General features: G+C 62.3%; 8 protein-coding genes. 2 read left to right on the forward strand and 6 right to left on the reverse strand.

Features of this window, described 5'->3' with window-relative positions; translation table 11 throughout:
- Nucleotides 1-24: 24 nt before the first annotated feature.
- Nucleotides 25-819 (reverse strand): TPM domain-containing protein, encoded by a 795-nt coding sequence (locus HYT87_00355; protein ID MBI2058198.1) that lies wholly within the window; start codon nucleotides 817-819, stop codon nucleotides 25-27.
- Entirely contained in the window at nucleotides 816-1556 is a 741-nt protein-coding gene (locus HYT87_00360; GenBank protein MBI2058199.1) for a nucleotidyltransferase domain-containing protein, read from the reverse strand. Before HYT87_00360 ends, HYT87_00355 begins: the two co-directional genes overlap by 4 nt.
- On the opposite strand from HYT87_00360, the gene HYT87_00365 reads away from it, so the two are divergent.
- A complete protein-coding gene (locus HYT87_00365; GenBank protein MBI2058200.1) occupies nucleotides 1555-8397 on the forward strand; it encodes a hypothetical protein in 6843 nt (2280 codons plus the stop codon). The two genes, HYT87_00360 and HYT87_00365, sit on opposite strands and share 2 nt — an antisense overlap.
- A 124-nt stretch (nucleotides 8398-8521) precedes the next feature.
- Here HYT87_00365 and HYT87_00370 read toward each other — a convergent pair whose 3' ends face one another.
- The 4 genes from HYT87_00370 to HYT87_00385 all read right to left on the reverse strand — a co-directional run bounded on the left by HYT87_00370 (nucleotide 8522) and on the right by HYT87_00385 (nucleotide 13069).
- Nucleotides 8522-8974 (reverse strand): hypothetical protein, encoded by a 453-nt coding sequence (locus HYT87_00370; protein MBI2058201.1) that lies wholly within the window; start codon nucleotides 8972-8974, stop codon nucleotides 8522-8524.
- A 14-nt stretch (nucleotides 8975-8988) separates the two neighbouring features.
- Nucleotides 8989-9774 carry a peptidoglycan-associated lipoprotein Pal gene (gene pal, locus HYT87_00375; protein ID MBI2058202.1) on the reverse strand — a complete coding sequence of 262 codons (786 nt, stop codon included), beginning with the start codon at nucleotides 9772-9774 and terminating at the stop codon, nucleotides 8989-8991.
- Between the two features lie 90 nt (nucleotides 9775-9864).
- Nucleotides 9865-10521, reverse strand: a complete 657-nt coding sequence (locus HYT87_00380) for a response regulator transcription factor (protein ID MBI2058203.1) — start codon at nucleotides 10519-10521, stop codon at nucleotides 9865-9867.
- 61 nt (nucleotides 10522-10582) lie between these two features.
- Nucleotides 10583-13069, reverse strand: a complete 2487-nt coding sequence (locus tag HYT87_00385; protein ID MBI2058204.1) for a hypothetical protein — start codon at nucleotides 13067-13069, stop codon at nucleotides 10583-10585.
- Between the two features lie 178 nt (nucleotides 13070-13247).
- Between HYT87_00385 and HYT87_00390 the strand changes: the two genes are divergently transcribed.
- Nucleotides 13248-16295: a hypothetical protein gene (locus HYT87_00390; protein MBI2058205.1), complete on the forward strand. Its 3048-nt coding sequence runs from the start codon at nucleotides 13248-13250 to the stop codon at nucleotides 16293-16295.
- Nucleotides 16296-16307 lie beyond the last annotated feature (12 nt).

Raw genomic sequence — 16307 nt, forward strand, 5'->3', positions numbered from 1 at the left:
ATGAGAAACCACCCATCGATCTTATTACCAGCGTCCACCGGCTCCTCCGCCTCCGAAGCCTCCTCCAAGACCCCCTCCGAATCCGCCCCCAAATCCGCCGCTCCCGAATCCTCCACCGAATCCACCGCGCGTCAGGGATCCCATCATGAAAAATGGGAGGAGACCGAATCGCCCCCGGCCAAGCAGTAGGGGCAACAAGACGAAAAGGAGAAGCGGCAGCCCCCCCATGAGGCCGAATCCTCTCCGTCGTGGCCGTCTTTGAGACTGGAGATCCCGCGTCGACGCAAGACTCTCGAGCGAGATACCCCTGGCCCCGGCGATCTCCCCGGCCAGTAGAAGGGTCCCGTTTACGATCCCGGCCGCGAAGTCGCCCCGTCGAAAATACGGCAGGATCTCCTGATCGCGTATGCGGCCCACTTTGCCGTCCGGAAGAATCTCCTCCACGCCGTATCCCGTGGCAATGAACATCTCACGGTCCTTCAGCGCCGCCAGGAAAACGATCCCATTGTCTTTCCCCTTTTTCCCCACGCCCCACTTCTGCCCGAACTCGACGGCATAATCCGCGGCCGGGACGCCGTCTGTGGAATCGATGACGACGACGGCCACTTGGGCTCCCGTCTTCTGCTCGAGGCCCTGCAACAGGGAATCGAGTTGCCGTCGGACCGACTCGGGCACGACGCCCGTGTAATCGCTCACATAGTTCTTGAACGGCACGACATCCGCCCGGGATGGACCGGAGGTGACGCACAGGGCTGAAAGGAGAATCCCGACGGACAACCCGAACGCGGGCAACGGCGCTCTTTTCCGTCTTCCGCTCACTCCACCACCAGGCGATCCAGGTGCTTGACGAGCGTCATCACCTCCGCGAGATAGGCCTCGAACAACATCGGAATATCCCCGCGTTCCGGATCGTACTCGCCGCCACGCATGGCCCTGACCTTTTCAATGGCGGTGAACCCCAAATGCTCCGACTCCTGCAACGCAGCCATCAGTTCGCGTCCTTGAGGCGGCGCGCCGGTTCCCCGGAGAAAGAGAAGGTATCGGGCGATACGGAGGAAGGAGGGGACGGACAGGATCATGGCTTGCCGAAGCTTCCGGGGCCTCAGGGCCGTTTCGAGCAGAATTTGCCGCAGGTGCAGAAGTTTTCCCCGGGCCTCCCGCTCGCACTGGGCACGGACGGCGGCCTTCGATGGCTTCACCTCCGCCAACACATCCATGCCGTACAGAACCCTCCGATGGGCTTGCATCTCGAGAATCTCAATCGGGTAGACATCCAGGGAGGTTTCAATGTATTCGGGACTCATAACGAGCGGCGTAGCTATCCTGTGTCGCCTCCATTTCGAAACGTGGGGGGCCAGCCGTCCCAACTGCCGGTATTCCACCTGATCCAAGACAATCAGTGTGTCCAGAAGCGATCGTTTCGTATCGAACTCTCCTCGCGCGGCGCTGCCGTAGAGGACGATGCTCTTCAGGTCCTTCTCCAGCAAGCTCCGAACTTGGAGGACGAAGCCGTTCAGCCCTTGCTCCAATTTGGAAGGAAGTCGCCCGATCACCATGATGGACCTATACCAAACGCAACCAGGCCACAACTTGCGCCAGCGCAAAGACGGAACGGCGGAAAGGAAGCACCTTCATGACGTGGAGGAGTGCATCGTCCGTCACTCTCCGTCCCGGCGTCGATGGGCCACGGCAGCCGCCGCGGCCGTCGGGTGGATCGAGGCCATCGTGTCCCTCGGAGGTGGTTCTGCATGGGCCCTCGATGGAGCCGCGTTGTACGGCCAGAGCGGGAGCGCCGTGCCCCAGAGGAAAGCCTACACAGGTTCCAGCTCCACCTTTGGAGCGACGGCGGCGAACAGCGCGAACTCCACGGCCACCAATCTCCAGTGGGTCGTCCTGCGGGACGCTCCGCTGCGCAACGAGAAAATGCTCGGGACGCTGTCGTCGGACGGAACGCTGATTCTCCAGGAATTCAATGGCACGTCCTCCACGTGGACGACGCGACGAACGTGCACCACGTGTCTCTCCGGCGGCACGAACGACAACTACCGCGCTTTGGACATTGCCTATGAGGATTCGAGCAGCGATGCGCTGATCATCTACGAGAACACCTCCACGACCAATACGACGGTTTCCTTTGCCACCTGGGACGGAACGACTTTCACCGATAATGTTGGCGGGCTCACGCTCTGGGCGGGTGCGACCATCACGCGCTGGGTCCAACTCGTTCCTCGCCCGGGGTTCGACACCATCATGCTGATCGCCATGAGCAATGGCGGTGTGGTCCGGGCGGCCGAGTGGAACGGAACGGGATGGGGAAGCGTTCAGGAACTCACCAATGCCGGTATCACGAACGCGCCGGGCAAGCCGTTCGGCTTCGCCTATGAAGGTTCTTCCGGAGACGGTCTCGCCGCGTACGGAACCGGGACTACTCTGGAACACTGGACGTATGTCGCGTCCACCTGGGCCGGCCCAACGACGAATTCCCCGTTCAATGGCGGTGCGGCGGTGGACGAAATCCAGATGGCTTCCGACCCGAGCTCGGACACCATCGCCTACATTCAGAGGGATGCCGGGGCCGACTGCAACGCGTTTGTCTGGGACGGCACCGCGTGGGAGGCAGGCAATCCGACCGAAGACGCCGCCATGGAGCGACCCTCCACCACTCTCCCCAGCCGCACCGTTGACGTCGCGTGGGGGAAATCGAACGCCACCGCCCTTTTCGTCTACGTGGACGCAAACGGGCTCAACCCGGAGTATTTCACCTACATCCGTGGATCCGGCTGGAGCGTCACGAGCATCGCGACCAATACCGCCAACACAGGCTCGGCATGGCCGGACGACGTCGAAATGGTGCAGCTCACGCCCAATCCCAACTCGGATGAGATCATGCTCCTGGGAACCAGCCTGCCCACAGGCGGCAATCAATTGGAGGCGCGACTCTGGAACGGCTCTTCGTGGAGCGTCCCGGTGAACTCCCCCCTCGAAACGTCGCCGTCCGACGACAATTTCGAAACGGCCATGTTCGCCTGGAGCGCGCCGCTCCCGCGTCTGGAACAAATCGGTTACAAAGTGTGCGACAACACCGACGCCGTTCAACCCTCGACCTGCGACGCTCGGGACACGGCACGAACGGGAACCGACTGGGAAGGCGTCGTTCGCATTCGCATCGGCGTGAAGGCCATCGGAGACAATCTGACCAGTGGGACGTACAAGCTACAATACGGTGAGACTTCTTCAACGTGCGCCTCCGCTTCCGGATGGACCGATGTCGGCTCACCTTCCGCCGTCGCCGTGGCGTGGCGTGGATACGGCAACTCGCCGGCCGACGGCGCGGCGATTACCGCCAACCTCCTGACGGAGTCTCCCGCGGCCACCATTCTGGAAACCTACGAGGAGGACGCCGCCATCTCCGCCCTCAACGCCACAATTTCCGCGGGCGCCATCGGGGAGTGGGATTTCGTCGTGGAGAACTACAATGCGGGACCCGGCCAAACGTACTGCTTCCGGATGGCCCGCACGGATGGAAGCACCTTCAACACGTACTCCCAGTATCCGGAGATCACTCCGACCGCCGGTACCGCCGGAGGCATGGTCCTTTACGATGACAATACGGCGGATGGACAGCCCATCCGGCGACTTTGGAGCACGGGCACACAGGACTTCGGCGGCGCCGGAAACCTTGCCAACGCCGGTAACGCCTCCAACATTCAGTTCATCGTTGCAAAGTCCCTCCAGCAGGACACCGATGGGGGGGCTCTCCAGCCGGCCGGTCGCAACTCGGGTGAGGTTCTCGCCGGCACACAGCATCTGGACGGTTCTCTCCTCGTGCAGCGATGGGATGGAACCACATGGAACAATTGGACACCCGGCATCGCCAGCATCGTGCCCACCGCCAATGCCGACGCGGCCCGGGCCTTCGACCTCGGTTACGAGCCGAACACCGGTGACGCGATGGTTGTGCACGAAAACAATGCCACGGACCAATGTTTCACGTATTCGATTTGGGACGGAACAAGCTGGTCCACGACCGACGTGGACTATACCGCCGCCGGCTCAGCCTCCGGTTGCGGAGCCAGCCCTCAAGTGCTGACCTGCGGGGGGACTCCGGCTTCCGGAGATATTCGTTGGATGAAATTGCGCCCGAAATCCCAATCGGAGGAAATGATCCTGATGTTCGAATCGGCGGAAGGGGCCGCGGAAGCCCTCTACGCGGCGCACTGGAACGGCAGTTCGTGGGACAACTGCGTGGCGCTCGTGGATACGACGTCGTGCAGCGGCGCCATCCGCGAGTGTTTTGATTTCGCCTGGGAGAGGCTCTCCGGGGGCCCCAACAGCGGCGGAGTCATGGTGTATGACAACGGCACGGACATCGCCTGGAGGGAGTTCGTATTCAGCACGGGATGGGGAGGCGAAACTGCGGCCGCCCCGTGCAACAACACCGTGGGGGGCGGCACCGTCCAGCGGGTCCAGATGGCGGCAGACCCGACTTCGAATGATTTGGCCGTGGCCGTGATGTATGGCGCGGCACCCTCTGACCTTTGCGTGGATATTTGGAACGGGACGGCCTGGCAGGGAAACGGACCTTCTCCGGAAGTGGGAATCGAGTCCGGGGTGGCGCTCGGATCCCGGCCCTTTGATGTGGCCTGGGAACTCAGCACGGGAAAGGCCGTGTTCGTCTACACGGAGGCCAACTCGCCCAACGTGGAGTATTTCACGTACGACCGTCCCACCGATACGTTCAGCGTGTCCAGCATCGATTCCAATACGACCCTCGCCGCCAATTCGTGGCCGGATGACGTGTACCACCTGTCTCTCCATCCCAGCCCGAACGGGAGCCAGATCTTGCTTTTGGGGATCGGTCCCGAATCCGGCCTCGCCGCTCCGGGCGACATTCGCATGGTGCTTTGGAACGGCGGGACGTGGGCGGAGCCGGCCACCACCCTGGTCGAAACCAGCCCCTCCGATTTCGACTCTCAAGCGGCGGCCTTCGTGTGGACCCGCAAGGACCCAACCTTGGTGAAGCTGATCTCATTCCGGGCCATCGGCCTCGCGGACCGCGTTGCCCTCGAATGGGACACAGCCGCGGAACGGTCCAATGCGGGATTCAATCTCTATCGCAGCGAGTCGCAGGACGCCGGACGCAGGACGCAAGTCAATGCGAAGATGATCCGGGGATTGGGAACGAGCGCCCGCGGCAAGAAATATGTCGTCGTAGACTCCGATCTTTCGATCTGCGTAGGGGCGGGTCTTCAGACCCGCCCAGAGGGAGCATCTAAAGATGCTCCCCTACGAAAAGAGGCGTGCACCCTTTCATACTGGCTTGAGAATGTCGAATTCACCGGCCGCCGAACCCTGCACGGCCCAGTGATCGCCCACGTCGGCCTCGACACCGACGGCGATGGTATGACCGACGATTGGGAACGGGCGTGGTGCACGCGTGACCCCGTCAATCGTGAACCCGTGAACCAGAATGACCTGCCGGATCACGGAATCACGGGATCACGGGATCACGACCCCAAGTGCCTGGACCCGAACGTGGCTGACGGCGATGGCGACGCCGATGCCGACGGCCTCTCGAACCTCGTGGAGTACCTGAACGGAACAATGCCCAATGCGGTCGAGGCAGGCGTCTGGTTGACCGATCCGGGCCGGCTGAGAGATCGGGGAAGGGTGCCTCCGCCGGACCCGCGTCTCTCCACCGGATTCCCCCCCCCCGGCTGGAGGGTGCTGAAGGAGGACGCAACAGGGGTTGACTTGGAGCTCTTCACGCCCTCTTCCAGCGCGTGGAAGAAAAAGAGCGCCATCCTGGTCGTTCCGAGCCAGGGACAATTCTCCATCCATTCTGAACCGCCCGCAGGGGCAGAGCGGGGTGATCGACCATCCGACCGCGAAGCGCCGGCGATCACATGGAAAACGGGCGACGGCTGGGTTTATCGCGAAGAGCACCTCGCCAGAATAACGGGTGACCCGTTCTACGACGGGAAATTCCACGACCGATTGCAGGCGCGAATCGATTTTCCCTCCGGCCTCCCGGCTCGTCGCAGAATGCGGCCGGCGCCTCCCGGCCTCGGTGGAGCGCCCTCCGACTCCTCCGGGCTCGTGAACCGCCTCCTGGATTGGGTTGCCCTCAACGGATCTCGCTTTGCAAGCAACCATCGAGGCGTTCGGCGGGCTTTCCCCTCCACAATCCCGGGCCATGGGATCAAAGTCGCCGCGGCGGAAACCGGAGTCGTCCGCCTCGGCTTCGAAACGATCCTTGAAGGAGGCCTGGACCCATCGGCCTTCAATCCGGCGTTGTGGCGGGCTTTCTCGCCCGGCCGGTCCACAAGTTTCGGTGTGCGATTAAGGGAAGTCCCTCTACAGGTCGCTGGAGAGGCGGATGGACGGTTCGATAAGGACGACACGATCCTCCTCCCCGCCTCTCCGCGACCAAGGAAGTATTCCCCGTATGAGACCTACTGGCTGACCCCGAGTTCCGAACCGGGACTCAGAACCGATCTTTCGGAGGAATTGCAGGCGCCCGCCGAACCTCGGATGAAAACCATTCGGGTGGAGCGGAATGAGATCTATTTTGCCGAGGTGCCGGGGCCGAACGACATGGAACGCTGGTACTTCGCTCCGATCCTGCGCGACGGGGACACGAAGGACGTGGAAGTCCATCTGGGCGAGATCGACCGCGGAATGGGAGAGGCTAGACTGCGAATCCGGTTTGCCGGCTTGATCGACCTCGGTCCCCGCCTCGATCACCGGGTGGGCTTCTCCGCAAATGGGGATAGCCTGGGAGAGGCCGCCTGGGGAGGCGCGGGAATCCACACGATAAATCTCACGTTCGCCTCCTCGCTTCTCCACCCGGGAATCAACACCGTCACACTCGCGCCGTTGCTGCCGGAAGGGATGCCCTTCGACCAACTTCTGCTCGACTCCCTTGAGTTGACGTACCTCGAGACGGGGGCTCCAAGCCTGACCTTGGTCGAACCCGCTTCGGTGGACGTACCCGCGCCCACGGAATTGTCCGACCCACGGAATCGCGCGGACTACATCATGATCCTTCCCGCGGCATCCTGCGGGGAACAAGGTGAGCCGTGCGACGACTTCTCGGCGGCCCTTGAACCGCTCAGATCCCATCACGAAGGCCGCGGGCTGGCCGTGAAAGTCGTCACCCTCGACCGGATCTACGATGAATTCGGCGCCGGCCTCGAGACACCCTACGCCGTCAAGTCATTCCTTCGCTACGCCTTAACGGCCTGGGAGGCCCCGCGACCGACCTACGTCCTCCTCGTGGGTGATGCGTCCTACGACCCCAAGGGCTTCGTCGAATCTCCGGATTCGCCGAGGCCGGCCGGCCGGATCCCGACGTACTTCTTCTACTCCAATGAGGGCGGTGCGATCCCGTCCGACGGCTGGTTCGTTTCCTTCGACGGTCCGCGGGGACCGAACGAGACGGAGGCGACGGGAACCACGATGGACCTCTTCCCCGACATGGCGATTGGACGCCTGCCCGCGCGGACGCCCGACGAGCTTCGCGCCATGGTGGACAAAATCCTGCACTACGCAGACGACTCGCCCGAAGCGGACTGGCGCCGAAACGTCCTCCTGGTCGCGGACAATATTCAGCCGGAATTCGAAGGCATCTCCGAGGATGTCTTCGCTCTCGCGCCATCCAGCCTGTTCCTGACCCGGGCCTATCTCGCGCTTTTTCCTTCGGCCGCCGGCCTCTCCGGGGCGCTTGAATCCGAGCTGAACGAGGGCGCGTCCGTCGTGAATTATGTCGGCCATGGCTCGGTCCAAGCGTGGGCCGCGGAAAAGCTGCTCGGAACCTCCTCGCTGTCGCGCATCGAGAATTCCGGACGATACCCCTTCATCACGGCCCTGACTTGCATTAACGGGTACTTCGTCTTCCCGCCGGAGGCGGAATTCGAATCGATGGCTGAAGAGTTCGTTCGTGCCCCGGGAAAGGGAGCCGTGGCGTTCTTTGCCCCCACGGGTCAGTCGGCCCCACCCGTGCAGGCTGCCGTAAGTCAGGCCTTGTACAAGGCAATCCTGCAAGACCGCATCAACCCCATTGGAGCCGCGATCCAAAAAGCGTTCCTGGAGGTCGCGGCCGCCTACCCGGCAGGCCCGCTCCAATTCGTGCCCCAGATGTTCGTCCTCTTCGGCGATCCCGCCATGGACCTTCTGATCCCGGCGAGTGAGCCGTCTCCCTCCATGCGAGACCCCCAAGGCGGGTGCGCCTGCGCGACGATCGGCCGGCCAACTCCCGATGCCACGTCGCGGCTGGCCACGAGCCTGGGGGGGTTGGTCGCCGTCTACCTGATTTGTCGGGTCAGGAGGCGGCGTACCTCGAAACCCCGAAACGGCAAGAAGTCGGCAGCGAATAGGGATTCGTCTCGATCGTAGCGAGCTGGAATTGACGGCGCCCCGGCCCATCACTGAGCACGGGGCGCCTACCCTTTACGAAGGGCCACATGAATTTTGCAGGGCCGGCCGGGCCTCCGTGCCCCACCGTCCCCTCGGGTTGCCGCTACTTCTTCTTCGGCTTGGGCTTCGATTCCTGCGCCTTCTTGGGGGGATCCGGCTGTTTCTTCGGGCTCTGAGCCGGTTCGGCTCGAAGGGATCTCTCCGTTGCATCCTTCGCGATCGCGACGGCCTGTTCGCACCGCGATTGAGCATTCCGGAAGTCCTCCATCTCCTTGAACGCGGCGCATTGCCGCCGGGATTCTCTCGCCTCTTTCAGCAAGGCGGGCGCGTATTGCTCGGCCCCTTTTTTCGACGCTTCGGCTATGGAGTCATCCGCCCGCATCATCAGGGTTTCGAGTTCGGCCACACCCATTCGCGGTGAGGCGGAGCCGTTCGTTCCCCCGTCCGAAGCGGTGGTCTGCCGTTTCGCGCAAGCGGCGGCCATGGCCGCCACAAGAACAAAGACTGCTGCGCGGCACAGCCGGTCCATCGGACGGTTGCCTGACACCTTCGTCATCTACAATCCTCCTGTCAAAGTTGATCGGTCCATCGCACAAACTGGACCCTACGGTTCCTGGCCCACGCCTCCTCGGTGTGGCCCTCATCAAGGGGGATCTCTTCCCCATAGGAAACGATCCGCAGCCTGGCTGGCGCGATCCCCAAGGCCACCAAGTAGTCTCTCGTGCGTTCAGCCCTCCTCTCCCCCAGGGCCAGGTTGTACTCATTCGTTCCGCGCTCATCGCAATGCCCTTCGATCAGGATGGTCAGATCGGGATGTCTCGACAACCACTCGGCGTTCTTCCGCGCGACCTCGACGGCCTCATCGGTCAAGCTGTACTCGTCAAATCGGAAGTAAATTCGTTTGAGCGCCAGACGTTCGTCGGGCACGTATGAATTTCCGGGTCCAAGAATCTCACCGGCATCACCGAGGGAGCCCGGATCCAGCGCAAGATCTCCCTCGCCCGAAGGGGTCGCGTCCGACCTCCACCTCGTGGCCATCAGTTTCGCGAGGAGATCTTCCGCCTTCCGCTTCGCATCGGCCGCAAGGGTTCTGGATTCCGGATATTTCTTGTCCCTCAGATTCTTGAGAGCTTCAGCGAGAAGGTCCTCCGCTGCCCGATACTCCGGGGAGGAAGTATCGGCGCCGGCCTCGCGGGCCGCTCTCAGAGCCGACTGGGCATCCGCCAGTTCCTGCGTCGGCGCCTTCGCCGCGCAACCCGAAAGGGTGGTCTCCACGAGCAGGCCGTTGAGGAGAAGGAGGGTAGCGAGACCGGCGCTCCTGCTTGGAACGGCAAGAAATGTCCACCGGGTTCCCATTGCGAAATCAGACTACACATCGCCACGGCAGGCTGACAATCCCATGTTTGCGGTATTCGAGCGAAAAACCCTGGATCGCGGGGGGATCGGCTACTGCCGATGGGCGAGCCCGAAAACCTTGGTAACGGCCTCGATTTTCGTCGTCACTTGCAACTTCTGGTAGATATTCTTGATGTGGGTCTGGACCGTGCCGAAGGCGATGCCGAGTCCTTCAGCCACTTCCTTGTAGGCATAGCCTTTGGCCAGAAGATCGAGAATCTCCCTCTCGCGCACGGTCAGTCCCTCGGTCGCCTCTCTGGTCCCACGGTCTTTCTGGAGTTCCTGAAGAACACGCCGGGCGATCGTGGGCGACATCGGGGCCCCTTTCTGAGAAACGAGGAGGTCCAGCGCCTCCAGGATCTCCTCCGGCGTTGAATCCTTCAACAAATACCCCGAGGCGCCTGCCTTGATGGATTGGAACACCGCGTCGTCCGTGTCGAAAATGGTGAGGATGAGAATCTCCACCTGGGGGGATTGGTCTCTGAACTTGCGGATCGCCTCGATGCCGCTCATTCCGGGCAGTCCAAGGTCCAGCAGAACCACATTCGGTTTGAGTTGGGACACCATGGGCATCGCGTCCTCCGCCGTACCGGCCGCACCCACCACCGAGTAGCAAGAGTGCCGGCCGATCATCCGGGCGAGCGAATCGCGGGCAACCTTCTGGTCCTCCACAATCAATACCCGGCACAAGGAATCCGGATCCGTCATGGAGGAAGCGTATCGTCAAGGGATCGGAAGAGGCAATCCCGCATCCATGGGAGGCATGTCCTCAAGTTCGCACCGCCGGAGCCAATCCAGGCGAATGGGGCAGAAAGATTTCGATCCGCACACCCGTCCCGATCCCGGACCGAATCTCGCAACCGGCGCCGAGAATCTGCGCCCTTCGTCGAAGGTTGACCAGTCCCGTGGACTCCCCACCGGCCCCCTGCGGATTGAATCCCTTCCCGTTGTCCTCGACAGCCATGAGAATGCCTCCAGCGTCATGTCTCCACTGGATGGACACCCTTGATGCCTTCGAATGGCGGACGACATTCGAAAGAATCTCCTGAAACATCCGGAAGAAGTGCAATTGCTGTTCCGGCGGGATCATGAAGTCGCCGGGCAACGAGGGCCTTTCAATACTGAATTCCATGCTCGAGCCGAGTGGCCCGACTACGTCCGTGGCATACCTCCTGAGCCGGCCGAGGAAATCCTCCTCCTTCTCGGATGCCCGGAGTGCCCATGCGGCGGTTCGAACCTCCTGCAAGGCCGACCGCGCCCGCGTCTCAAGCTGTTCAAGCAACCGGCCGGATTCCACCGCGCCATCCTCCCCTTGGCCCTTCCTCAGCGTCTGCGAAAGAAGGATCACATTGGTCAGTTCCGCCCCGACGTTGTCGTGGATCTCCCGCCCCATCCGTTCCCGCTCCTGCTGCTCCAACAGCAGGCCTTGCTCGTATCGCTCCCTCGCCGCGAAGAGTTCGAGCAGGAGTCCCGCCTTCGTGACGAGGAGCCCGAGATAAGACATGCATTCCTGATCGTATAGCCGCCTCTCGGGCCTGGGTCCGAGACAGACCATCCCCGTGGGGTAGCCCCGGCCATCCAGGATCGGCGCCAACACTCCATCGAGGAACTTCCGGTCGGGTACACGGCGAAGCCCGGCGATCTCCGCCAACAGGACGGGGCGCCCGCCCGCGCCAAGCGTCTTTTCAAAGATCCCCCGGTTGCCGGTGATAAACCCCTCAACGGAATCCTGTTCCACGTCGGACGCCCGAAGGGTAATCTCCGGCGGGCCGGCCACGCCTTTCCAACTGAGCGCCAACCAGGCGGGCTGGAACAATTCCTCCAGTGCCTCCCCGATGATGTGCAAGACGTCTCCGGAATGCTTGGCCGAAAAAAGCCTCAGCCGTGCCTGCTCAACCGCCTCACCGAGGTTCTGGCCCGCCCCGCGCAGCAGCCGCCTCACCGCCGACCGCAACTGTTCCCGCTGCGTGAACAGGAGGGCCACCACCACACCGCTCGAAACCAACCCCGAAGCGAGGACGGACTTCCTATAAAGCACGACCGGAATGTGGGAGAGTACGAAGAACAGGGCCACGTACATGCCCGCAACAAGCAGCAGGGCGACTGAAAAAGCGACGGCCGATTCAAGGAACCGGCTCACGTCGGCCAGCCTCCACGATTCCACGGCCAGGGCCATGGCCACGGGAATCGGAACCACACACGCGAGGATCAATCCGTTGTGAAGGTACTGCGAACGATCCAGCAGGGAGAGGGGCACGTACAGGAATAAGCCCAGGGTCAGGGACGCAATGATCCCGACAAAGATCCACTGCATCCGGCTCCGGTTGACCGCAAGGCGGGCGCGAAGATAACCGTCCGCAAGGAGAAGACCCGCCGCCGGAAGACCCAGCGTCCACAACCCCCACATGGGCAGGGGCGCCGTGCCCATCCCGATGGAGAGCGCCGAAAGCACAGCCAACGCCTTCAGTCCGAGATGGAAGTGGGGAAACCGTTCGGCGTAAAACCTTCGTCGAGGAAAAACGCTGAAGAAGTGGACCATCCAGGCGATGGTCCCCGCCGCGGCCAGATTGCCCACCCCGAAAACAAGGTGGAACAATCTCGGCTCGGGCAGAACATCATCCGCGAACGTCGGCCACCACGTCATCGTGAGGATCGCGGCCGATCCCATGAACCCTTGGAACGCGCGTCGCTCCTCCTGCGCCGGTTCACGCCGGAGAACAAGCAGCCCCACCACAAAAAAAACCGCGGCAAGAAAAATTCGCGCGAAATAGCCGGGGTGCAGGATCTCGCCCCACTCCAGATGGCGGGGAGAAACCTGCATCGTAAGGGTCTCACCCATACGGTCGATTCTCACCTCAACCGTCCCTTTTTGCCGCGCCTGGCGGTACGTGGCCGCCTGTTCATCCAACCAGCGGTCAAGCTCGGAGCCGGACAGGAAATGCACCAATTGGCCGCCGAACGGGAACGAGAGCTCGCCTGCCGATCTGCCATCCACTTCCTTGAGGGTGTCGCCGCTGCGCAGACCTGCCAACTGCGCCGGCGAGCGCGACTCCACGGAATCGAGAACCCAGAAGGCAGCCCTCCTTCCCGGCGCCTCGACAAGCGTGAATGAGGCCCCGAGCGTGTAGGACGTCCGGTGAAGGGTCAGCCCGAGGATGGCCGACAAGGCGAAAATGGCGGTCCAGGCGGCGAACCGCAGACCGGCGGTCATGCCTTTCTTGCCGGACGGAGGATCCTGGAACAAGCTCTCTGACATCGCGGGTTGGATGTTATCGACCGACCTCCCACTTGACAAATACGGGGGGGTTCTTCAGAATCGCCCAGTTTTGTCGGAGGCTGAGAATTTCGCAATGATTTCGATCAAGAGAATCCCTCTACGGGAAAGCTATGCCTCTACCCAAAACGCAGCCCTTTCATGCCAAAGGAGGATCCACATGGATCACAAGAAAATGTTCGGAAAATTGTTCGTGACCCTCGCCACGGCGCTGCTTATCGCGGCCTGTGCGAAGAAGGAAGAAACCGCCAAGGTCGGCGGAACCCCCGTCGGCGGGAAATGCCCTGCGGGACAGGAACTGAGCGTCGGCGGCACATGCCTGTCGGTTGCGGCCGGCGCGGAAGCCTGCACAGCCGGGCAGATCCGCAATGCCGAAGGCAAATGCGAACTGAACGCAGACAGCCCGCAGGCCAAAGTGGCCGGAACGGGCGGCGCAGACGCGGCGAAGTCCGTTTCCAACGTCAGCAAAGTGACCACGAACCTCGGCGATGCCGGCGCACAAGCGGGCGGTGTCCGGGGTGCTGAAGCCTCCGGCGTGCGCGGCGGCGTCCGCGGCGCGGAACAGGGCGGCGTGCGAGGCGGCGTGAGAGGCGGAGTCCGAGGCGCGATCGCCCGGGCCAAGAACGCCGCGCCCCGATTGGCAACCGTCTGGGGAGCCCCCAAGCGGCATGCCACCATTTTCGACTACAAGTATAACGAAACGGACGACAGCGGCACGATCCTCTATTCCGAACAAACCTCCTGCGTTCACGACGACGCGGCCAATACGGTGAAGGAAACCTATAAGTACACCGACACCGACCTGACCGAGGAAACGACAACCGTGTACGGCGTGGCCGGCAAGGGCGCGGATTGCGAGCTCAATCGGAATTATGAGACCAATCCGGACAGCCTGACCTGCGTGGCGGACGACGACGATGTTGCGGCCGTCTACTCGGGCACGACACCGGAATGCCAGCCCATGTTCACCGTCCAAGGATTCGATACGGGCGGCGGGGTGGTGTGCTACGGCGAAGCGCCCGTCCGGGGCGCCCGGAAAGCGGCGGCACTGCGCCGGCAGTCCGAAGCGTGCATCAACGGAGTCACAACCTGCGCGGGCAGCTACTCGGATGCCGCAACGGCCTGTGCCACATCGACCGATCCTCTTACCTGTGCATGCGACGCCGCAGATGACTATGTTTTCTGTCTCAGCGGCGCCGGCTGCGATGACACCATCATCGGCCCAACAACGGACAGTTTGACGGCCGCCTGTTCCGGTGGAACCATCGACACCGGATCCCTTGGGGACCTCACGACGGACCTCGGTATCGACACCTCCGATGCAACGTACCTAACCTGCGGTGATCAGTACTGCGACGAGATCGAGGACGACGTGAACTGCCCCAGCGACTGCGACAATACGACCTGCGGCGACGACGTCTGCGAAATCGACGAATCCTCGAAAAGCTGCTCCTCCGATTGTTCGGCGGGAGAGTCATCCGTGCTTCCGGAAGGATGCTACGAAGCCGAGGCCTGCGATCCCTTGGGCGACGGAGGCACCGGCGTCTACGGCGACGTCTGCGATCCGCTCATGGCCAGTTCCTCCTGCAATTGCCAACCCGAAGTCGACACGTCCGACGATGAACACGATGACTTCCTCAAGGTTCAGAGCCACAGCACCAAGACCACCTACGCAGGCGGGGAATCGGAAGAATTCATCTTCAAGAAGGACGGCGCGGGCGCGGGGACATACTCCCTCGATACCGAGTACACCGATCCAACAGCCACAGGCGACTTCGTGAAGGAAGACGACGCCGGCATCGACATTAAGGTCGTTGGCACGATGGACTTCCTGTTCGAGCAGGCCGTGGATGAGGTCATGGGCCGAATCCTGGCCGTCTGCTACGATCCCGATCTGGCGACTCTCAAGAGCGTCGTCTCCAAGGCCTGCACGGCCCTCTCGGCCATCGACACCGTACCGGATGATGCCATCATGAGCTACGTGGACGGCTTGATCGACGCCTACTGCGCGGTCTCTACGCTTTCCGATACGAATGATTTCTGCACCGCGTGGAAAGGGGACGGCGAAGACCTCGTGCTCGGCACGGACGAGCACACCTTGTACGCGGACGGAACCGACATTCTCGAGGAATGGGATCCGGAAAAACCGTGCGCGGACGATCCGGCCTCAGCGGCGTCCTGCGACACGGTCGGCGGAAAGCAATCCGAGACGATCAAGTTCCCCGCGAACGATCCCAGCGGGCTGACGGAGAGCGTCGAAACCATTTCGTACACCCAAGACTCTACCGGCAAGAATGGGTCCGATACCTGGGTGGAATCCCTCAAGTATGCGGACGGCAGCTCCAGCAGCGAAAAGCAAACCCAGTCCTGGGAGCTGATCAAGAAAGTGAAGTTCCGGGAGATCACCAAAGGGTCCGGCAGCTCCTCCGAATCTCACAAGGACGCGAAGGGCCTTGAGGACAAGGAATGCTCGGTCTACTCGTGGGACGAGGAGAAGGGCGAAGGCTCCGTCAAAGGCGCGGACAAGTATGCCAACGGCGCCGTCGAGGAGGAGTCCTACTCTGACCAACCCGCAAAGAAGGAGAGCTCCTACTCCTCCAAGCAGTATTCAAAGGGAGAGGTCGACCTCGACAAGTGCACCGTCACCGTCGCCCCAGGCGACATCCTCGAAGGCAACTCCTCCGCCCTGAAGGCCACCGAGGTCACCATCGAGGGCAAGAAGCGCCCCGCCGCGGAGGTCTCGTACTCCAACCTCACCAAAGGCGGTGTGGAGAAGGACAAAGGCACGTTCACCAGCGCCTGCGCCTGCTCCGACCCGAAAGAGGACAAGACCTGCAAGGAGAAACGCAATCCGCCTCCGGGAGCCAAGAGCTGCACCGTTCTGAACGAAGGCAGCGGCAAAGACACGGACGGCAGCACCTACAGCTTCAAGGAGACGAAGAAAGCGGACAAGACCTCAGAACTTGAAGGCACCTGGAAATCGGCCAGTGGTTCCGATTCCGCCACCTACAAGCTCTCGGTCGACCCCCAAGGCAATACCAGAGGCACGGTGACCCAGGGAAGCCTGGAGCTTGAGGTCAATATCAAGAAAGACGGCACCGGCACCCTCACGATCAAGGCACCGGGTGATTCCGGGATGGCCGTCGGCGATGTGATCCAACTGAATCCCGGCGACTTCGCGAAGGCCTCCGCCCGGCGCCGCGCCTAGACGCTGCCTCTG

It is taken from the genome of Nitrospirota bacterium, assembly GCA_016180645.1.
Classification (GTDB): Bacteria; JACPQY01; JACPQY01; order JACPQY01; family JACPQY01; genus JACPAV01.